This window comes from Bartonella sp. LB28NMGDW, from assembly GCF_042194435.1.
GTDB lineage: Bacteria > Pseudomonadota > Alphaproteobacteria > Rhizobiales > Rhizobiaceae > Bartonella > Bartonella grahamii.
This window is the reverse complement of the sequence record NZ_JBHIMX010000002.1, coordinates 185,046-205,025: the sequence shown is the minus strand read 5'-3', so window position 1 is coordinate 205,025 and position 19,980 is coordinate 185,046. Positions and strand designations below refer to the sequence as shown.

Annotated in this window: 17 protein-coding genes; 9 read left to right on the top strand and 8 right to left on the bottom strand. The window is 36.0% G+C overall.

Going from position 1 to position 19,980, the window contains the following annotated elements; translation table 11 throughout:
• Positions 1-3: 3 nt before the first annotated feature.
• The 7 genes from ACFIKG_RS02175 to ihfB all read right to left on the bottom strand — a co-directional run bounded on the left by ACFIKG_RS02175 (position 4) and on the right by ihfB (position 5,916).
• Positions 4-867 carry an endonuclease/exonuclease/phosphatase family protein gene (locus ACFIKG_RS02175; protein ID WP_375625513.1) on the bottom strand — a complete coding sequence of 288 codons (864 nt, stop codon included), beginning with the start codon at positions 865-867 and terminating at the stop codon, positions 4-6.
• A 112-nt stretch (positions 868-979) separates the two neighbouring features.
• On the bottom strand, positions 980-1,753 hold the full coding sequence (locus ACFIKG_RS02170) for a Bax inhibitor-1/YccA family protein (RefSeq protein WP_375626129.1): 774 nt from the start codon (positions 1,751-1,753) through the stop codon (positions 980-982).
• A gap of 1,119 nt (positions 1,754-2,872) precedes the next feature.
• Complete coding sequence (gene lspA / locus ACFIKG_RS02165) at positions 2,873-3,376, bottom strand: signal peptidase II (RefSeq protein WP_375626131.1); 504 nt, start codon at positions 3,374-3,376, stop codon at positions 2,873-2,875.
• Positions 3,366-4,220: a TrmH family RNA methyltransferase gene (locus ACFIKG_RS02160; protein ID WP_375625510.1), complete on the bottom strand. Its 855-nt coding sequence runs from the start codon at positions 4,218-4,220 to the stop codon at positions 3,366-3,368. Before ACFIKG_RS02160 ends, lspA begins: the two co-directional genes overlap by 11 nt.
• Before the next feature lie 2 nt (positions 4,221-4,222).
• Positions 4,223-5,158 carry a class I SAM-dependent methyltransferase gene (locus ACFIKG_RS02155; protein WP_375625509.1) on the bottom strand — a complete coding sequence of 312 codons (936 nt, stop codon included), beginning with the start codon at positions 5,156-5,158 and terminating at the stop codon, positions 4,223-4,225.
• A gap of 175 nt (positions 5,159-5,333) precedes the next feature.
• Positions 5,334-5,630 carry a LapA family protein gene (locus ACFIKG_RS02150; RefSeq protein WP_375651664.1) on the bottom strand — a complete coding sequence of 99 codons (297 nt, stop codon included), beginning with the start codon at positions 5,628-5,630 and terminating at the stop codon, positions 5,334-5,336.
• A 7-nt stretch (positions 5,631-5,637) separates the two neighbouring features.
• On the bottom strand, positions 5,638-5,916 hold the full coding sequence (gene ihfB, locus ACFIKG_RS02145; RefSeq protein WP_012754445.1) for an integration host factor subunit beta: 279 nt from the start codon (positions 5,914-5,916) through the stop codon (positions 5,638-5,640).
• A gap of 184 nt (positions 5,917-6,100) precedes the next feature.
• Here ihfB and lptC point away from each other — a divergent pair, with 184 nt between their 5' ends.
• The 6 genes from lptC (at position 6,101) to rlmN (ending at position 13,068) form a co-directional block, all read left to right on the top strand.
• Entirely contained in the window at positions 6,101-6,745 is a 645-nt protein-coding gene (gene lptC / locus ACFIKG_RS02140) for an LPS export ABC transporter periplasmic protein LptC (protein ID WP_375626138.1), read from the top strand.
• A gap of 76 nt (positions 6,746-6,821) precedes the next feature.
• Entirely contained in the window at positions 6,822-7,421 is a 600-nt protein-coding gene (locus tag ACFIKG_RS02135) for an LptA/OstA family protein (protein WP_375651663.1), read from the top strand.
• A 6-nt stretch (positions 7,422-7,427) separates the two neighbouring features.
• On the top strand, positions 7,428-8,222 hold the full coding sequence (lptB, locus tag ACFIKG_RS02130; protein WP_375626142.1) for an LPS export ABC transporter ATP-binding protein: 795 nt from the start codon (positions 7,428-7,430) through the stop codon (positions 8,220-8,222).
• Positions 8,223-9,131: 909 nt separating this feature from the next.
• Positions 9,132-9,596 (top strand): PTS IIA-like nitrogen regulatory protein PtsN, encoded by a 465-nt coding sequence (gene ptsN / locus ACFIKG_RS02125; protein WP_012754449.1) that lies wholly within the window; start codon positions 9,132-9,134, stop codon positions 9,594-9,596.
• A gap of 1,699 nt (positions 9,597-11,295) precedes the next feature.
• Positions 11,296-11,799, top strand: a complete 504-nt coding sequence (locus ACFIKG_RS02120; RefSeq protein WP_375625556.1) for an invasion associated locus B family protein — start codon at positions 11,296-11,298, stop codon at positions 11,797-11,799.
• Between the two features lie 42 nt (positions 11,800-11,841).
• Complete coding sequence (gene rlmN, locus ACFIKG_RS02115) at positions 11,842-13,068, top strand: 23S rRNA (adenine(2503)-C(2))-methyltransferase RlmN (protein WP_375625504.1); 1,227 nt, start codon at positions 11,842-11,844, stop codon at positions 13,066-13,068.
• Between the two features lie 503 nt (positions 13,069-13,571).
• Here rlmN and ACFIKG_RS02110 read toward each other — a convergent pair.
• Positions 13,572-14,213 (bottom strand): LysE family translocator, encoded by a 642-nt coding sequence (locus ACFIKG_RS02110; protein WP_375626147.1) that lies wholly within the window; start codon positions 14,211-14,213, stop codon positions 13,572-13,574.
• Positions 14,214-14,383: 170 nt separating this feature from the next.
• On the opposite strand from ACFIKG_RS02110, the gene ACFIKG_RS02105 reads away from it, so the two are divergent.
• The 3 genes from ACFIKG_RS02105 to ACFIKG_RS02095 all read left to right on the top strand — a co-directional run bounded on the left by ACFIKG_RS02105 (position 14,384) and on the right by ACFIKG_RS02095 (position 19,229).
• Positions 14,384-15,619: an argininosuccinate synthase gene (locus ACFIKG_RS02105; protein WP_375651662.1), complete on the top strand. Its 1,236-nt coding sequence runs from the start codon at positions 14,384-14,386 to the stop codon at positions 15,617-15,619.
• Between the two features lie 374 nt (positions 15,620-15,993).
• On the top strand, positions 15,994-17,655 hold the full coding sequence (locus tag ACFIKG_RS02100; protein WP_375625501.1) for a lysine--tRNA ligase: 1,662 nt from the start codon (positions 15,994-15,996) through the stop codon (positions 17,653-17,655).
• Positions 17,655-19,229 (top strand): peptide chain release factor 3, encoded by a 1,575-nt coding sequence (locus ACFIKG_RS02095; RefSeq protein WP_375651661.1) that lies wholly within the window; start codon positions 17,655-17,657, stop codon positions 19,227-19,229. Before ACFIKG_RS02100 ends, ACFIKG_RS02095 begins: the two co-directional genes overlap by 1 nt.
• Positions 19,230-19,980: the final 751 nt, after the last annotated feature.

The following is a 19,980-nucleotide window of genomic DNA, read 5'->3' as shown; positions in this document are numbered from 1 at the left end:
TTTTTATTTATTTTTAAGAATGTTGATTGCGTTGGAAAGATTAAGATAGGCTTTGATAGGCAAATGATCTGAAGCAATGCGTGCAAGCGGTGAATGATGATTTTCAATACTTGTTACCAATTGGTGTGGAAAAGAAAAAACTCTATCAAGGGCTAAAAAAGGAAAGCGAGAGGGAAAACTTGGTACAACTTCAAAAGTGCTATCAAAATAGGGGAAAAAATGATTTAAAGATGAGCCTTTTCCCATCCGCCATTCATTAAAATCTCCTATGAGGAGTGTAGGCATAAGGGAGCGTTTTTGGAAAATTTCAAGGAGCATTTTTGTTTGTTGTTTACGAGAGTAACGTAATAAGCCAAAATGAGCCGCAATAATACGAATAGGGCCTGCTGCCATTTCCAACTCTACAATTACAGCCCCACGTGGTTCAATACCAGGAAGAGTGACTTGTAAAGTATCACGTACATATCCCTTTCGCAAAAAGAGAGCATTCCCATGCCAACCATGTCCATGAGGTGACATAGTATTAAGAGGTACAGGAATCAAACCGGTTTCAGCTTTTAATAGCTGAAGATTAATCAAACCGATGCGTTCTCCAAAACGTCTATCTGCTTCTTGAAGAGCAAGGATATCAACTTGTAATTCAGTAATAACACGGACAATTCTTGTAGGATTAAAAATTTTATCAACACCTACACATTTATGCACATTATAGGAAGCAACGGTCAGATCATAATTACTATTTTTATTGATGATGTTTGATTGATGATGAGAACGGCTGTGAATTGCATTTAAAAAGGAGCTATGGAGTTTTTGTTGGATAAAACCGGTAAACCAAGGAAATTTTTGCTTATAGGGTATTTTTGTCATTTTGCGAAAAGAATAGTCCCTAAGAAACAAAGGGTAAAGACTTACACTAAAAACAAAAGAACCTTGTCTCTTTTAGAAACAAGGTTCTTTAATTAAGTTATGATTTTTGCAATCAATCACGGTTTGAGCCAAGAAATTGTAGCAAGAAGACAAACATATTGATGAAATCAAGATAAAGATTCAACGCGCCCATAATAACTTTACGTCCTCTGGTGTCGCTTTCATCTCCTTCATAATACATCAACTTAATGCTTTGGGTATCGTAGGCTGTCAAACCAGCAAAGATAAAAACACCAATTACAGAGATAGCAAATTGCAAAGCGCTTGATCCAAGAAAAATGTTCACAATCATGGAAAGAAACAAGCCGATCAATCCGATGAATAGGAATGAACCGATTGCTGTGAGATCACGCTTTGTTGTGTATCCATAAAGTGAAAGAGCTCCAAAAGTTGCGGCGGAAATGACAAAGGTTTGCACAACACTTTCTGTCGTATAGCGCAAAACGATTGAAGACAGTGAAAGACCAACCAGAGCAGCATAACCAAAAAAGAGGCTACGAGCAGCGTTTGTACTCAATGTATTAATTTTAAAACTGAGGAATAAAACTGCTATGAGTGGTGCAAACATAACAATGTAAGAGAATGGCGATGTATAAAATGTTACTCCAAATGATGTTAGATAAACACTGCTATTGATCTGAGCTGCTGCTTGGCCCATATCCGTTGTCGTTGCTAATGATACAATTGCATAAGCGGCAGCAGCTGTAATAAGCAAACCAATGGCCATTGTATTGTAGACACCCAACATATAGTCGCGTAATCCCTGATCAATTGATGCATCGGCATGAGAAGCAGGTGCCGAACGTAAATCTTTAAAATTAGCCATAATATAAAATCCTTTAGCATATGTTCCGTCAGGTACAGGGCTTTAAAAGTATCTCTGTCATTATACAGATAAGCTTGGCATAAGCTTTAATTTGGCAAATACAAAAAACCCTTAAGAATCACTGACAGAATTCCAGTATACCTGCTCTTATTATGGCGATTTATTTAAAAATTACAAGAGATTTATATAAGCAAGGAACCTTACAAATTGGTAAGGAAATGGTTCATTTTAATAAAAAATGTTTCCATTTTTCGCCATATTTTTACAAGATAATAAAGACTACACTCAAAAATTTTTATTATTCACAGAAACTATGTAATACAATCCTTTATAAAATATCCACTATTTTTGCGTTTATGAGAAGAGCGGCAACTATCATAACGCTATTTTTCAATCTTCAATATTGCACCTGTTTTGCACGGTTAGAAGAGCTATTGAATTGGATTTATATAACATATTGAGATATAATGATAAACTGTCTTTTTGTATGCTAGATAATATTCCGAATATCGTAAGATTCTCTGGTTGCAAATCTGTTTATATTACATAAATCAAGATTATTGACTTGCTTGTGTCTTGCAAGAGACATGGTTTTAATAAATTCAGCATGAACAGATTTCAAATAAAAGAGATTTAGGCTATTAAGGGCTTTTATTCAATATGAAAAACGGTAATTTATATTTATAATCAATAAGTTGATTTAAGAAGACACCATTGAAGATAGTTGAAAAAATGTTTTTTATTAAACAATATATAAACCAAAAAAGGAGAGTTTTTTAACGAAGCACTTAAGAAGGGCTCTGTAAAAAACAATACCTGTAAAAACTAAAAACATATGAAAAGCAAATGTTCTAAGCAAATAATAGAACTTTAAATGCTGTAAAATATTTTCTCTCTGAATTTGATAGAGGACATATGGATAAAAAATATTGATTTCTATTTGAGTTCATTTCTTTTGCATTGACCAAGTGTAGAAGTGTAAAGTTGAAAAATAAGATTTTATAATCTTATGAAAAGAAACACGAAAAACAATTAGCTGCAAGAATTATCCAAGAAAAATCAATTTATAATCAGGCTTATGATGGTCAATGATCTCTGTTTTCTAAGACAATGAGCATATCAATGAGAAGATGTATTGTTAGAATGATTTTTTGCTTTCATCCAAGCGCGCAATTCTTCAATAAGGATGGCAATAACACCGAGAGTGATAAAACTATCTGCAAGGTTGAAAATAGCAAAATAAAAAATATCATCAATATGAAAGAGTATATAATCAGTGACATGATGAAAGCGAATACGATCAATGAGATTGCCAATTGCTCCCCCAATAATAAGGATAAGGCCAAAGCGCATTAAAGACTTATTATATTCAGTATTTTTCCATAGCCATAGAAGGAAGATAATCACAATGATTGTGATGGCGATGATTACCCAGTGAGAAAAGGAAGAAAAAAACGAAAATGCAATGCCAGAATTACGCACATGATAAAGGGAAAGAAAAGGAATAAGCGAAATTTCTGTTCCTAAAGGCATATTGTGCATAACCCAGTATTTGACAGCTTGATCAAGTAGTACTGTAAAAGCCAAACCCAAGAGAAGAAAAGGGAGTGATTTAGGCGTCATATTTTTCCTCACATGGTTCCAGTATTAAATAGGGGCGACGGATTTCATAAAGCATAACAGCTGTTGCTACAGCTAGATTAAGCGAGTCTGCGCGTCCGCTTTGTGGAATACGCGCAAGTTTATCACACCGATTTGTAAGAAGATCTGATAATCCCTGTTTTTCATTCCCCATTAAAAGGATAATAGGGCCATTTTTGAAATCAAGTGTGCGATAATCCAGAGATCCTTTGAGATGTGTTCCAACGATCATACCTTTAAAGTGAGCAGACCAGTTTAAAAAGGCGCTTTCATCAAGACGATAAAGTGGCACAGAGAAAATAGATCCCATGGTTGCACGGACCGTTTCAGGCGAGAAAGGGTCTGTTGTTTCGCCAATTAAAATAACACCTTTAGCACCTACAGCATCAGCAGTTCGAATAATGGTACCAAGATTTCCAGGATCACGTACACGATCAAGCGCGATGTAAACATCTTTAATCTGTCCTTTTATCATTTCAAGAGAGTGCCATTTTTGCTTGAAAATACCAATAACTGTTTGTGGATTATCGCGTCGGGTAAGTGATTCCATAACCTTTTGTGAGGCTTTAATAACAAAACCACCGTTGGCTACAGCATGTGCGGCAGTATTTTCGATAGCAGCATTACCGATTTTACTTTTAGAAAAAATAAGCGTCTGTATTGTCCAGCCGAGATTGAGAGCATCAATGACCAATTTCAATCCTTCTGCCATGAAAAGACCTTCTCTATTACGGTTTTTCTTTTGGCTAAGTGCTTTAAGATCTTTTATGATGGGGTTGCTAAGAGAGGTAATTTCTTTCACTCTACCAGTTTTGGGTCTACACATATTCAAGCAATCCAACGGCTAAAAAGAGAAGTAGAAAGAGCACGTCCTGCAACTTCTTCACGCAAAATGAGTTCTCCTGATTCGACCGTACCACCAAGATTTACAAATGCATCACGCATTAAAGCATGAAGTGCAAAGAAGGAAGCACGAATAGAATAAGCTGTAAGGACAACAGAGAGCGGTTTATCAGAGAGAAGTTTACGACAATTTGTGATCATAGCGGGTAAATGATCAAACAGTTGCCAAATTTCACCATGGGGTCCACGCCCATAAGCAGGGGGATCAAGAAGAATCATATCATAGCTTTTCTTACGACGCAGTTCACGCTCGACAAATTTCATAGCATCATCGCAAATCCAGCGAATAGAATGATCTGGTAATCCTGCTTTTTCTTGATTAGCTTTTGCCCACGCAATGGCTTTTTTAGAAGCATCAACATGGGTAACATTCGCACCCGCTCGTGCCCCAATCAAAGAGGCAATACCTGTATAGCCAAAAAGATTCAACAATTTTATAGGACGTTCGGCTTTAACAATTTGTTTTTCCATAGAGCGCCAATGGGCATCTTGTTCAGGAAAAACCCCCACATGACGAAAGGAAGTAAAACGGCCTAGAAAAGGCAATCCATTCCAAGAAAGAGTCCATGTTTCATCAAGTGGCTTTTTAGGAAAATGCCAACGACCAACCCCTTCTTCATCACGGTTTCCTGTGAAAATAGCATCAACATCAGCCCATTGTTTTTGTGGTAAAGCGGGTTTCCATAGTGCTTGACCTTCTGGTCGAATAATGCGGTAAGCTCCATAACGTTCTAATTTTTGTCCATGACCAGAATCAATGAGAGCATAGTTTTCACTTACACCTGTTTCTAAAATAAGGGGCAACTTTTCCTGCGGATATCTATTGTTATGGGAGGAGGATTGAAAGCATTGTGCGGGCATGTTTTGTATCACGGTATATGAGGTATGAAAATATATTATAAAGTTCTTAAGTGTTTCGTAAAAGTGCAAAAGAGCTAAAGCCAATTAAAATATGTATAAAAAAGAAAAGAGCACCTTTAACTCTGTACTGAATATAAAATACAGAGAGAAGAGAAAAGATTTAATTAAAATACCATTACACCAGATTTGTGATAGACATTTTCAATTTCTCTATCTCGGCGTTACTTTTTTTGAGAGCTTTTTTGTATTTGTGATAGGAAAACCAACTGATCAGATTCCCTAATAAAATACCAAAACCAAAGAAAATAAAGAGCCATATAAAGAGGGGAGCATGATAAGTAAAACTTTCAGAATCTGCTCGAAAAGGATCAAGGGTTAACGGAACCATTTGACGATTAGCAACGATAAAAACAATCAAAAAAGCTGCAAGAATCACACCGATACTTGTTAGAAGAATACGTTTAATTATCATAAGTTTCTCACTGATTAAGACGGTCGCGTAAATCCTTGCCAGTTTTAAAAAAAGGAATCCACTTTTCTTCAACAGAAACAGCTTCACCTGTTCGTGGATTACGTCCATTACGGGCTGAACGGCTTTTTACAGAAAAAGCTCCAAATCCACGAAGTTCAACACGATTGCCATTTGCAAGTGCTGTTGAAATTTCCTCAAAAATAGCGTTTACAATATTCTCCACATCCCGTTGAAAAAGATGCGGGTTATGACGAGCGATAATTTGCACAAGCTCTGATTTTACCACAATAGCCTCACTTTCACACAAAAATTTTTTTGTAATTGTGCACTTCATACATATTACAATATATAAACGGATAAAAGCAAAATAAAACGAAGAAAAAACAAATTGCAAGAAACAAAATTTGAAAATACCTTCTATAAAGGTTATACAGATTAAAAATGCGGAGTATTTAAGAGATTAGGAGAGTATGTCCGTACACAATCATTATGAAGCCTTTTCGACGCAATCATCTTTCGGAGATGTTTTTAAAAAAGCATCCCGTCATTCGCGTCGCGTTAGCATATTAAAATTTTTTTTACCTCTCTTAGCGTTGATTTCAGCGCTGGTTTTTTGTTGGTTTACGTTTTTCTTGGTTCCCGTTACTTCTGATTCTATGCCTTTGAATAATGAAGAAAGTGGCGTGGTGAATTTGACGATGCTCAATCCAAAGTTAGAAGGGTATACGCGTGCTCATGAACCTTATTGGCTTAAAGCAGAAAAGGCATTTCAAGACCATACACACTCTGGAATGATTGGATTACAAAACATTACAGCTAAAGCATTTATGGGTCAACAAAGACAGGTTTTTCTTGCAGCACAAGGGGGGGTTTACGATAATATTAATGGTTTTTTACAGTTGGACAAGCCATTCACCATTACGACGAATGATGGGATGATGGCACAATTTATGTCAGCGAGTATTAATTTATCCGAGGGACAGTTAAAAACAGACCAACGTGTTAATATTCAGCAAGCCGGTTTGCATCTTGCCGCAAATGCATTACAAATTCGAGAAAAAGGAAAAAACATGTATTTCCATGGTGGTGTGCATTTAGTGCTTCAAAAGCAATGACGTAATATCAATTTGAATCTTCAAAGGATATTTATAAAGAGAAGTATGTGTATATACAAACAGAAGAATTGAAATAATGAAATCGTACAAAAGATGGATAGGTGTGACGTTAGCTTTTAGCATGGGAATGTTAGGAGGAGGAGCAATTTTAGGATATGCTGAAGTGGCTCATTTTGGAATAAGTTTATCAAGCGACAAAGAACCGGTAGAACTTCATGCAGATTCTTTGGAAATACGTGATAAAGAAGGGATAGCGCTTTTTAAAGGTGATGTTTCAGTGGTGCAAGGTGAACGTCTTTTAAGAACGGTAAAATTAGTTGTTTACTACGATAAAGCACATAAAGAAATTGATAAAAACAAGGAAGATACAAAGGCATCATCTGTTTCTTTATTTGGTTCGTCGAGTATACAAAAAATGGAAGCTTTAGGAAAAGTTTATATAAAAATTGCTACGCAAATTGCTACGGGTGATAAAGGCGTTTTTGATGGAAAGTCAAAAATAATGAGTTTGACAGGGAGTCATGTTGTGTTAACTGATGGTGACAATGTGGCCACGGGGTGCAAACTAACGGCAAATATGGAAAGCGGAAAGGCTTTTTTAGAAGGTTGTGAGACGCCTAAGAAAAAAGGTCGTGTTTCTATTATTTTAAAACAAAATCAAAAGAATGGCCATTAAGATTTCATGTTTGGAATCAAAAGAAAAAGACAGACCGATAGGTATAATCTTGAAAGTGAAGCTTCAAAAAATCCCTTAAAAGGGACCTTGATTGCCAGTAACTTGATTAAAATTTATCGAGGAAGACGAACTGTTAATGGTGTTTCTTTTGGCATTCGTACGGGAGAAGCCGTTGGCATTTTAGGTCCTAATGGGGCAGGTAAAACAACTTGTTTTTATATGGTTATGGGGCTCATAAAATCTGATGGAGGATCCATTAAAATTGATGGATTTGATATTACACATCTTCCGATGTATCGACGTGCACGTTTAGGTATTGGATATCTTCCACAGGAGGCTTCGATTTTTCGTGGTCTTTCAGTAGAAAATAACATTAAAGCTGTTTTAGAGGTCGTTGAAAAAGATCGCCTTAAACAACGTGAAGAATTAGATAGCCTTTTACATGAATTTAAAATTGATCATTTGCGTAAAATGTCTGCACTTTCGTTATCTGGAGGTGAACGTCGGCGACTTGAAATTGCGCGCGCTTTAGCTTCTCGTCCCCATTTTATGTTACTTGATGAACCATTTGCAGGAATTGATCCTATCGCTATTTTCGATATTCAACAACTTATTCGTCATTTAACTAGGCGTGGTATTGGTGTTTTAATAACGGATCATAATGTGCGTGAGACATTAGGGCTTGTCGATCGCGCTTATATTATTCATACAGGGCGGGTGTTAGTTCATGGTTGTCCTAATGATATTATCAACAACGTTGATGTACGCAGAATTTATTTGGGAAATCAATTTTCTCTTTGATTTTACAGCTTTCACGAGTTTCCATTTAAATTTAACCAAACATTATTACTGAAAATCTCCTTATTTATGCCAAAACTTCTTTTATGACTATAACCTTAATGTTGTTATTGAGCGGTGAAAAAGGCTTCATCATTAGAGGTTAATTTGTTGTTTTATAAGTTTAGCTTGCTCATGATTGTATTATAGAAAGATATCACTAGATTAACTTGATAATGAGTGATAAACGAAGCTCTTAATAAATGCGTGCATTATTGAAAGGTAAGAGATATTTATCATATTTTTTTCTGTCGAATCAAATAATATATCGATGATGCCGTTTTAGGTATTTTGATGGGAGCACCGGTTATATATTGCGGTTATTCAATAGGAGTTGTCGTATTTTATTGGTTTATATGGCCTATTTGAAAATAGGAGCTGGGCTACAGATATCAGGATAAATCTATAAATCTTTTAAACTAATCATTAAATCTCTAAAAACCTTTATATTCTTGTTATAAGGCGATGTTCAAGCTATACAATAATTTTCAAAGTAAAGGTCCATTTTGCTCAGTATGCTTTTCATCTTAATTTAAGGGCTCATTTTTAAAGAAAGAAAAACTCTGATGGCGAATTATACATCAACTCTTATGACAAGTTTAATAAATTTATGAATAATGACCTTTTCTAGAGTCGTAAGGAAATTAACTTTATGAACAACTTCATTTCTTTGGTTTCTCATGCCGTTAATGATGATCCGAATACTATTTATTGTTGTGATAGAAGTGATATGAGATGTATTGAGCCATCATCCATTATAAATTGAAAAGTAAAAACACATGCGATGTTGCGAAAAGTGAAAGAACATTAAGTATCTATACTGTTTATAGGTTTATTGATGAGCATTTTAGCGTGTAAGAGGAAAATTAAAGTATGAATTTGAGTGAGTTAATAGCACCGGAAGCGATCATTCCGGCTCTTAAGGCTAATTCGAAAAAACAGGTTCTGCAAATTTTAGCCGAAAAAGCTTCCAAGCTAACAGGTCTTAGTGAGCATGTGATTTTTGATGTTGTTTTACAGCGTGAGAAGCTTGGTTCAACGGGTTTGGGCGGAGGTATTGCAATTCCTCATGGAAAATTACCTGATATTAATCGGATCATTGGTATATTTGCACGTCTTGAAAGTCCTGTTGATTTTGAAGCTCTCGATGACGAACCTATAGATCTCGTTTTTCTCCTTTTAGCACCTGAAAATGCTGGTGCGGATCACTTAAAAGCTTTATCACAGATCGCACGTGTTTTGCGTCACACTGATGTTGTGCAAAAGTTGCGCAATACGCATAATGCTAATGCGCTTTATGCTTTACTGATTCAAACTTCAGAATCAAATGCAGCTTAGAAGATATTATGAGTGCATAAGTTGCAAGGTATACACCACGGAATGTAGAAAATAATATAATTTTTATCTTAAAAGACTGATAACAAAAGGTTATGTCATGCAATTTTGAGAAATCGTTTCTAAGCGAACTTTCTTTTTAAAGAGCAAGTAACAAAACGAAGTACTTGTTTTTTCTTGTTCTTGTATATTAAAGCATCTAAACATTATGCTTCGTGGATTCATTTATCCTGTTATACTGTAAAAAGCCATCATTTGAGGTGTGGAGAGATAAGGCATGTAAGTCTTCTTAATATATTAAATGCTTTTAGAATGTGTGGTAAATATTCTTAAGCAGGACTTGTCTGTAGAGCTTTTGGTTAAGTAAATCAAATAAGTAGGAAGACAAGAGTAGACTGCTCGACAAGAATCCAAACTTTTTCAGTCCAGATTGGATTAAGAATCTTCGTCCTTTGAAAGCGGGAAAGAAATCAACAGAAAAGTTTATTTATGCATCGAATTTTTCGTAAGTTGAGTTTGAGTGTTTAGGGATAATATTTTAATGCTCAAGAAAAAATAAGAGTGTATGCTCAGTATAGCAAGATATTGATTTATAAATATAATTAACTATTTTGCATGTTGGATGAGAGATGCGAATACTGTAAGATTCTCTCACTTCAAACCTGTTTATGTTGAATCAATCAAAACCATTTTCTTGCATGTTGTAAACGGAATTAGCGTGTGGATAAAAACTGTACAAGAAAGGGGTAAAAATGAAAGTTATAGCTTTAGGTTGGGTGAAACAGCTTTGTGCATGGGAAGATTTATTAAGATCCACTTTAATTGATTAAAATGTTGTTAAAAAATGATAAGGTTAGAATTGCTGTAGAAAAGGTTTTATATTTTTGTTGATAAATTACTTAGAAATAAGAGAAGGAAACTTTTCAAAAGAATTCTTAGGAAGTTTTTTATAACAGAAAGGAAAATGTCGTCTAACATATTAAAATAATATGATTAAGCTATTATAAGCTACTAAAATCATTTTAGAAATTAATAATTGGAGATAAAATATATAGGGAAATAAGATCAAAAGAAACAAAGTGGTATGTGATTATTGAGATAGAATCTGAATTCTTTATGTTTTATTATTAATATCTTGATAATATTTTATTATTTTTACAAGATATTTTGAAGATTGAGAAAAAGTGTTATCGGGACGATATTGAATACGAAGTATGAATGCACTATAATGGGTGAAAGATGGAGTATTTTGCGAACATAAATGTATTGAATGCATAAAGTCGAGGAGTGATATCCGTAAGGCGATTAAGCTTTTTTGCGGGGAGTACGGTGTGTATTTTCAAAATTTTGCATCAGATTGCTTGTGACATAAAGAGTATGGTTTATTTCTTAACAGAGTGATGGTATATTTTCATCTCGTTTTGAAGTTCTATAGCTTAAAGAAATCTTTTTTTATACAAAAACGAAATGAGTAGCGTAAAATGAAGATGTTATTTTTTAATGTGATTATTGAATAAGAAGTTTATGTTTTGGTAACGATTAAAAGGTCACAATGAAACGTAGAAATCTATTCTGGTTAGTGTGAAAATATTTCGCTTATTGAAGGAATTAAGACAATAACACATGAATATCGAGGAGTTTTTGTTGAATTTTTCCAATGAAGAGAATCTTGTTAGAGACTAAAGAAGTGAGCTAAATGAAGATGTTTGAAAAGACTGTTATTGCTGCATCTGTAATGGTTCTTGTTACAGCGGGCGTGGCATGTGCACAAACGCCAAGCCGTTTAAATCAATTTGAAGCGTGGGGAGCCTATTCTTATAAATCGCCCAAAAATACGATTTGCTATGTGTTATCGGTACCTTTGAAGGCTCTTCCAACGACAGTTAATCATGGTGATAATTTTTTCTTGGTTACCAAGCGTTCTCATTCACCTATTTCGTTTGAACCGCAGTTTATGGCTGGTTATACCCTTCAAGAAGGGTCGAGAGTGACAGTGACCATTGGAGGTAAGGACTTTGATTTTTTCACGAAAGATTCCTCAGCTTGGTTGGCTTCATCAGAGCTAGAAAAGCAGCTTGTTTCTGCTATGCGTGCAGGAAGCAATATGACAGTGAAAGCGATATCAAAACGAGGAACGCATACCACTTATACTTATTCCTTAAAAGGGATCACTGCTGCATTAAATGCAGCTCAAAAGTGCCATTAAGGTTTTGATAATTTCTAAAATAGTGATGTGAATTGGAAAGCAATGGCCATTTCCTATGACCTTAGACCAGTTGGTTCATGTTTTGCGCGAGAAACAGATAATGTGATCGTGAAGGAGAGTTCTAAGCTCTCTTTAATTGGTTTGTCGCAAAATGAGATGGTGCAGGCTTTAAAGACAGTTGGTGTACCAGAGCATCAAACGCGTATGCGTGTGCGTCAGCTTTGGCATTGGCTTTATGTGCGTGGCGTTTCAAATTTTGATGAGATGCTGAATATTTCTAAAGCAATGCAAGAAACACTTAAGTGTCATTTCTCCATTGCGCGCCCAGAAATTGTTGGAGAACAAATATCAAAAGATGGTACGCGTAAATGGCTCTTACGTTTTCCTGCACGTGGAGCTGGAAGGCCTGTTGAAATTGAAACGGTTTATATCCCTGAAGAAGGACGTGGTACTTTATGTCTTTCATCGCAAGTAGGGTGTACGTTAACTTGCTCTTTTTGCCATACGGGAACGCAGATGCTTGTTCGCAATCTGACTGCGGAAGAAATTTTGGCACAATTATTGGTTGCACGTGATTGTTTGGGTGATTTTCCTGATAAAAATAACCCTGATGGGGCAATAGTTCCCATTGAAGGTCGCAAAATTACCAATATTGTTATGATGGGGATGGGAGAACCTCTTTATAATTTTGAAGCTGTTAAAAAAGCTTTATTGATTGCTTCTGATGGTGACGGGCTTTCTTTATCAAAACGTCGGATTACGCTTTCAACCAGTGGGGTTGTTCCTGGAATTATCCGAACCGGAGAAGAAATTGGTGTTATGTTGGCGATTTCACTCCACGCAGTACACGATACATTAAGGGATATGCTTGTTCCCATTAATAAAAAATATCCGCTTGCTTTATTAATGGACGCTTGCCGTAATTATCCTGGTCTTTCCAATGCAAAACGAATCACTTTTGAATATGTTATGCTGAAAGATATCAATGATAGTTTAGATGATGCTAAGGGATTGATTAAGTTATTGAAAGGGATTCCTGCTAAGATCAATTTAATCCCTTTTAATCCGTGGCCAGGGAGCAATTATCAGTGTTCTGATTGGGAGCAAATCGAGCGTTTTGCTGATGTTGTTAATCAAGCGGGCTATGCTTCTCCTATTCGGATACCGCGTGGACGCGATATTTTAGCGGCATGTGGACAACTTAAATCAGCTTCAGAGCGTTTACGGAAATCTGAACGTTTGCGACTTGAAAATGCCATTGGTCATTAGTTAATACAACTTTCTGCGATATTAAAGCCTATGCTTTTTTTCAGTAAATCAGCATATAATAGCATGTGTGAGACAGAGATTAAGATGGATAAGTGCTAGACGAACAGTTTCAGCTTTTATATGCTCAATGGGGGAAAATATTGTATATAGTAGTCTGTTTGCGTAATCTCTAAAATGAGGAGGAAACCTCATTTAGAGGCAATATGAAGTCTTAAGGGTCTTAACTAATTTCCATATTATTACCATACCTTTTAATTCTATTTTATGACTTTTAAAAGCATCTACGGTAATATCTTTTAAAAAGTGGAGATTGTATATTGCCTCACTCTTTTGTTTATTACGTTCTTTAAAAAGATTTCGCTTTACACACGAAAACTCCCGATTCGCTTATAACGTACAAGGGAAAGATATTGTTTGATTCAAAATAAACAGGTTTAAAATGAGAGAATCCTACAATATTTTTGTTCTCATTTAAATTAAAAACGATAAATTACATTTATAAATCAATGTTTTGTAACTATAAGGAGATGGAGGGCAAAGATAGTAAAAGTACCAGCAATAAGCCAGTCGAGAAAGCGAATATAAAGAGGATTTTTATTGAGAATTTTGGTAAATTTATGCGCTGTAAAAACGATAGAAATTGTAATGGGAAAAGAAATAGGAATATAAGAGAGTCCTAAAAAGAGTAGCTTTTGTGTTGCCATAGGATCATCCGCATTGATAAATTGTGGTAAAAATGTGGCGTTAAAGAGTATAACTTTAGGATTTAAAAGATTGATTCCAATACCAGCAAGATAGTTACGTTTAGCGCTTTGAGATTTAGAAGATGTCTGTTCAAAGGAAAATGTCGGATTTCTCCGTAACGCTTGAAAGGAAAACCATAAAAGGTAAAAGGCGCCAACAATTTTTAGAAGAATAAAAGTGTGTGGTGCAGCAAAAATAAGCGCTGATAAGCCAAGTGCTACAGCGGTAACTTGAATGGCAAACCCTGTTGCACTACCCAAGGCGCACATAATTCCAGCTTTTTTGCTTTGTGTAATGGTTCGTCCTACAGAAAGCATCATATCAGGTCCTGGAATAAGTGCTAAAATCAACGATGCTAAAGCAAATTGTACAACAATAGACCACTCCGGTAGAAATGACACGTAAATCTCCTTTTATTTTTAAGCAGTATTCATTATTTACACTCTAAAGCGTTTTTATTTACCTTTTTTGCGTCTTTTTAATGTTGCTTAAAGAGAATTTATTTTTATACTTGTTGCATTGTTTTGATTTCTAGGTAGAAATAAAAGAGCAGCTCATATAGAACTTTGAAATGAAGAAGTGGCAAAATATTAGAAAAGTTGTTTTGGCTTATTCGGGGGGATTGGATACGTCAATTATTCTCAAATGGTTGCAAAGTACGCTAGGCATTGAAGTTGTAACTTTTACAGCGGATTTGGGGCAGGGGGAAGAGCTAGAATTTGCTCGTCGTAAAGCTGAAATGTTAGGTGTTAAAGAAATCTATATTGAAGATTTGCGTGAAGAATTTGTGCGTGATTTTGTTTTTCCGATGTTTCGAGCCAATACCGTTTATGAGGGGACTTACCTTTTAGGAACATCAATTGCACGCCCACTTATTTCAAAACGCCTTATTGAAATTGCTAAGGAAACGGGAGCAGATGCAATTGCTCATGGGGCAACGGGCAAAGGCAATGATCAGGTGCGCTTTGAGCTTTCCGCTTATGCTCTTAACCCTGATATAAAGATTATTGCTCCATGGCGTGATTGGGATTTTAAGAGTCGGACAGATCTGTTTGAATTTGCTCGTACACATCAAATTCCTGTAGAAAAGGATAAGCAAGGCGAAGCACCTTTTTCAGTGGATGCAAATTTATTGCATTCTTCATCAGAAGGAAAGATTTTAGAAGATCCAGCACTTCCTGCTCCTGAATATGTCCATATGCGTACTCTTTCGGTAGAAGATGCTCCAGATCAAGCAACAAGAATCACTCTTGGCTTTAAAAAAGGTGATGCTGTTTCAATCAATGGAAAAAATTTATCTCCTGCAACTTTACTTGCAGAATTAAATCATTATGGGCGCGATAATGGTATTGGTCGGTTAGATTTAGTAGAAAATCGCTTTGTGGGTATGAAGTCGCGGGGTATTTATGAAACCCCAGGGGGGACCATTCTTTTAACGGCTCACAGAGCTATAGAATCTTTAACGCTAGATCGTGGTGCAGCTCATTTGAAAGATGAATTGATGCCACGTTATGCAGAACTCATTTATTATGGATTTTGGTTTTCGCCGGAACGTAAGATGCTGCAGGCAGCTATTGATTTATCTCAAGAACATGTTGAAGGTGAAGTCACGTTAAAACTCTATAAAGGAAACGTGATTGTTGAAGGGCGCCAAAGTAAAAAATCACTTTATTCGAGTGAGTTGGTAACTTTCGAGGATGATCAAGGTACTTATGATCAAAGAGATGCAACTGGTTTTATTAAATTAAATGCTTTACGTTTGCGTACATTAGCAATGCGTCATCAAGGCGATAAAGAAAAGAAATAGAAAGTTACGGTGACAAGTGTAATGTGGATTAGTGCTTTTGTATGAAATGCCTAGTTGAAGCATTTTTTCTGTTGGTTTTTACCGTTCTTTCGTTCAATATTAGAAGCTTATCTTTTGCGCTAATAAATATAATAAGCAAAACCCATGATAATAATAGCAATGAAGGCTTCGATAATCAAAACAAGTCAATTTTGCTTTATAATATTGAATGTTTTTGATTTTTATCAGAACAAAATATGTTTATAGCGAGGGCGGTTTTTGTATTGTGACTTAAGAGTATAAAGAAATTTTCATCTTTTTGCTTGCTATTATTGACGAATAAATTCAAGAACCATACACCCTATTTTGAAAGAGTGTAATTTTTAGGACAAATAATGATGCGTGATCAGTGTGATACCCTTAACCTTACGCCTGAATTAAAAGATGCAGCTTCTCAATCGAGAACTTGGCCATTTGAAGAAGCACGTAAGATTATCAAACGGTATGAAAAGACGGGTTATCCAGACAGTGTGATATTTGAAACAGGTTATGGCCCTTCTGGTTTACCGCATATTGGAACTTTTGGGGAAGTTGCACGTACAACCATGGTGCGTCATGCATTTCATATTCTTACGGAGAATAAAGTAAAAACAAAATTGCTTTGTTTTTCTGATGATATGGATGGTTTGCGCAAGATTCCTGAGAATGTGCCTGATCGCGAAAGGATGGAACATTATCTTGGTCAACCGTTGAGCCGTGTACCCGACCCTTTTGGAGATGATTATCCTTCTTTTGGGGCAGCGAATAATGCCCGGTTACGGGCTTTCCTTGATCGTTTTGGTTTTGATTATGAATTTGCAAGTGCTACGGATTATTACAGTTCCAGTCGTTTTGATGAAACGCTTTTGAAAATTCTTGCCTGTTATGACAAGGTTATGGCAATTATTTTACCAACATTAGGTGAAGAGCGGCAAGCGACCTATTCACTCTTTCTACCGATTTCTCCCTTTTCTGGAAAAGTATTACAGGTACCGATGATTGCGCGTAATGTTGAAAAAGGTACAGTTACTTATATTGAGCCAGAAACAGGAGAAACCATAGAAACAGAGGTTACAGGGGGCAAGGTTAAGTGTCAGTGGAAGGTAGATTGGGCAATGCGTTGGACAGCGCTTGGCATTGATTATGAAATGGCAGGAAAAGACCTTATTGATTCCACAAATCTTTCTTCTAAAATTTGTAAAGTATTAGGTGGAAAGCCCCCAGAAGGATTCAACTATGAGCTCTTTTTAGATGAGAAAGGGCAGAAAATTTCCAAATCCAAGGGAAATGGCTTAACCATTGATGAATGGCTTACTTATGCTCCAACAGAGAGTTTAGGGCTTTATATGTTTTCAAAGCCTAAAACAGCAAAAAGGCTTTATTTTGATGTCATTCCTAAAGCGGTTGATGAATACTATGCGCATCTTTCAGCCTATGGTCGCCAAGAATGGAAAGAGCGTCTGAATAATCCTGTATGGCATATTCATAATGGTTGTCCACCGCAGGTTGATTTGCCTGTATCCTTTGCGATGCTCCTAAATTTGGTAAGTGCTTCAAATGCGGAGAATGCAGAAGTTCTTTGGGGTTTTATTTCTCGTTACGCTAAAGGAGCAAATGCACAAACTTATCCAGAACTTGATCAATTGGTGAAGTTTGCTATTAAATATTTTGATGTTTTTGTTAAACCAAACAAGAAATTTCGTATACCAGATGATAGCGAACGAGCAACATTAGCACAAATTGAGGAAAAATTAGCTAATTTACCTGAAACTATTGATGGCAACATGTTACAAAATATGCTTCTTGATGTTGCACGATTAACGGAACGTTATCAAGATCATAGCAAAAAAAGCCCTGAAGGTGGGCCTGGTGTTTCCAATGTTTTTTTTCAAATGTTGTATGAAGTCCTTCTTGGACAAGAGCGAGGTCCACGATGGGGATCATTTATAGCGCTTTATGGGATTAATGAAATGCGTGCACTGATTGCTGAAACACTTGCACGGCCGACGGAGGAATAATGGAACGAAGAGTGCAGGAAGTAAAGCGACGCCGTACATTTGCAATTATTGCTCACCCAGATGCGGGGAAAACAACATTAACAGAAAAGCTTTTATTGTTTGGTGGTGCTATTCAACTTGCAGGAGAAGTAAAAGCCAAAAAAGATCGTATTCAAACCCGTTCTGATTGGATGAATATTGAGCGTGATCGTGGTATTTCCGTTGTGACTTCGGTGATGACGTTTGAATATGAAAATCATATTTTTAATCTCCTAGATACTCCAGGACATGAGGACTTTGCGGACGATACCTATCGCACTCTCACAGCTGTTGATAGTGCTATCATGGTATTGGATGGGGCACGCGGAATTGAGCCAAGAACACTGAAATTGTTTGAAGTATGTCGGATGCGGGATATTCCTATTGTTACATTTATCAATAAAATGGATCGTGAGGCACGTGATCCTATAGAGCTTTTAGATGAAATTGAAGAAAAGCTTGCTCTTGATACTGCGCCTATAACATGGCCAATTGGTACGGGTAAAGATTTTGTTGGTACCTATGACCTTCATCATAATCGTTTTCGTCAAAAAGATGATGAGATAACACAGCGGATAGTTTCAAATCCCAGAGAGGTTGTCCATTTACTCCCTGAATATCAACGTTCCACTTTTATTGAAGGGGTAGAACTCGCTCAAAGTGTTTGCAAGAATTTTGATCTTCAAGCTTTCCGTGAAGGTCATATGACTCCGGTTTATTTTGGTTCAGCTTTACGAAATTTTGGTGTTCGGGATTTGATCAATGCGCTTATTGATTTTGGTCAAAGTCCTCGTGATCAAAGTGCAGATCAGCGCAATGTCATAGCCATGGAACCTAAAATGACGGGATTTGTTTTTAAAATTCAAGCGAATATGGACCCTAATCATCGTGATCGTATTGCATTTTTTCGGGTATGTTCGGGAACACTTGAACGTGGTATGAAAACAAAGTTGGTTCGAACAGGAAAACCGATGACACTTTCGGCTCCACAATTTTTCTTTGCGCGTTCACGCCAAATTGCTGACCAAGCCTATGCCGGTGATATCGTAGGGATTCCTAATCATGGAACATTGCGTATTGGCGATACTTTGACTGAAGGAGAAGATATCCTCTTTAAGGGAGTACCAAATTTTGCACCAGAGATTTTGCGTCGTGTTTGTTTGGGCGATCCAATGAAAGCAAAAAAGCTCAAGGAAGCTTTGCAACAAATGGCTGAAGAAGGGGTTGTACAATTGTTTATTCCTGATGATGGGTCGCCTTCTCTCATTGGTGTTATTGGTGCCTTGCAAATTGATGTTTTAAAAGAACGATTAAAAATAGAATATTCTTTGCCAGTGAATTTTGAGTCTGCGCGCTTTAATTTATGTCGTTGGATTTCAGCGCAGAGCAAAGATGAGTTGCAAAAGTTTCTTAACAATCACCGCTCTGCTATTGCGTATGATTTAGAAGGTGATCCAGTTTTTTTAGCGGAGAACCATTTTTCATTGAATTATGAGGCAGAAAGAGCTCCTAAAATAAAATTTTCTGCTTTTAAAGATTATCAAGTACGCTCTTAAAATAAAGAAAAATATTTTCTACAATAATTTGATTTATAATGATAATTTATCGTTTTTCATATTGAAACAATCAAAATCATTTGTTTTCACGTCATAAGTAGGATTGGTGTGTGCGTAAAAACACTTGAAGCAAGAAATACAAAGCCTCTTATAAATTTTCTCTATAGCCAAGAGCTTTCAAAATATTGGGCGAGGGTAAAAAAGTGATTATGGTGGTTTGTAGCGTTATGATGTAACGATGGTGGTGTGTGATGTATCTTATCCTATTCACGGAAGTTTACATTATACTATTCATTTATATTATTTACAGGACGACATTACGAGGTAAGCTCAAGTACAATGAAAGATGTCTATTTAAAAACAAACATATAAAATTGCAACATAATGATATTTTTGGGCATTCTATTTTGCATAAGGGATGTGATCCTAGCAAGATAGAGGCTTGCACGATAAACTTTTGCAAAACTCTCTCCATAAAAGTAATCTATTTTCGCTGTTAAAGGTGGACATATTATTTTTTTCTGAAAATGGTGGGGTATGTAAAGGATATTTTCAGATTGCACTGTATAAAGAATACGGTAAATTTATTATATTCAAAGAGCTGCAATGCATTGGTACCCCTAGCACCTTTTAAAACTTTAATATTTATTTTTATATTACCTATTTGAGTTAGAGAATAAACTGTAGCCAATTCTACGTTGAAAAATATCAGAAAAATTTTATATATTTTTTCGCGATGATTTAAGACATA

Excerpts from the sequence above, each read along its gene's own strand:
- ACFIKG_RS02175 (WP_375625513.1), bottom strand. The coding sequence starts at position 867 with ATGACAAAAATACCCTATAAGCAAAAATTTCCTTGGTTTACCGGTTTT.
- ACFIKG_RS02170 (WP_375626129.1), bottom strand. The coding sequence starts at position 1,753 with ATGGCTAATTTTAAAGATTTACGTTCGGCACCTGCTTCTCATGCCGAT.
- lspA (WP_375626131.1), bottom strand. The coding sequence starts at position 3,376 with ATGACGCCTAAATCACTCCCTTTTCTTCTCTTGGGTTTGGCTTTTACA.
- ACFIKG_RS02160 (WP_375625510.1), bottom strand. The coding sequence starts at position 4,220 with ATGTGTAGACCCAAAACTGGTAGAGTGAAAGAAATTACCTCTCTTAGC.
- ACFIKG_RS02155 (WP_375625509.1), bottom strand. The coding sequence starts at position 5,158 with ATGCCCGCACAATGCTTTCAATCCTCCTCCCATAACAATAGATATCCG.
- ACFIKG_RS02150 (WP_375651664.1), bottom strand. The coding sequence starts at position 5,630 with ATGATAATTAAACGTATTCTTCTAACAAGTATCGGTGTGATTCTTGCA.
- lptC (WP_375626138.1), top strand. The coding sequence starts at position 6,101 with ATGTCCGTACACAATCATTATGAAGCCTTTTCGACGCAATCATCTTTC.
- ACFIKG_RS02135 (WP_375651663.1), top strand. The coding sequence starts at position 6,822 with ATGAAATCGTACAAAAGATGGATAGGTGTGACGTTAGCTTTTAGCATG.
- lptB (WP_375626142.1), top strand. The coding sequence starts at position 7,428 with ATGTTTGGAATCAAAAGAAAAAGACAGACCGATAGGTATAATCTTGAA.
- ptsN (WP_012754449.1), top strand. The coding sequence starts at position 9,132 with ATGAATTTGAGTGAGTTAATAGCACCGGAAGCGATCATTCCGGCTCTT.
- ACFIKG_RS02120 (WP_375625556.1), top strand. The coding sequence starts at position 11,296 with ATGTTTGAAAAGACTGTTATTGCTGCATCTGTAATGGTTCTTGTTACA.
- rlmN (WP_375625504.1), top strand. The coding sequence starts at position 11,842 with ATGGCCATTTCCTATGACCTTAGACCAGTTGGTTCATGTTTTGCGCGA.
- ACFIKG_RS02105 (WP_375651662.1), top strand. The coding sequence starts at position 14,384 with ATGAAGAAGTGGCAAAATATTAGAAAAGTTGTTTTGGCTTATTCGGGG.
- ACFIKG_RS02100 (WP_375625501.1), top strand. The coding sequence starts at position 15,994 with ATGATGCGTGATCAGTGTGATACCCTTAACCTTACGCCTGAATTAAAA.
- ACFIKG_RS02095 (WP_375651661.1), top strand. The coding sequence starts at position 17,655 with ATGGAACGAAGAGTGCAGGAAGTAAAGCGACGCCGTACATTTGCAATT.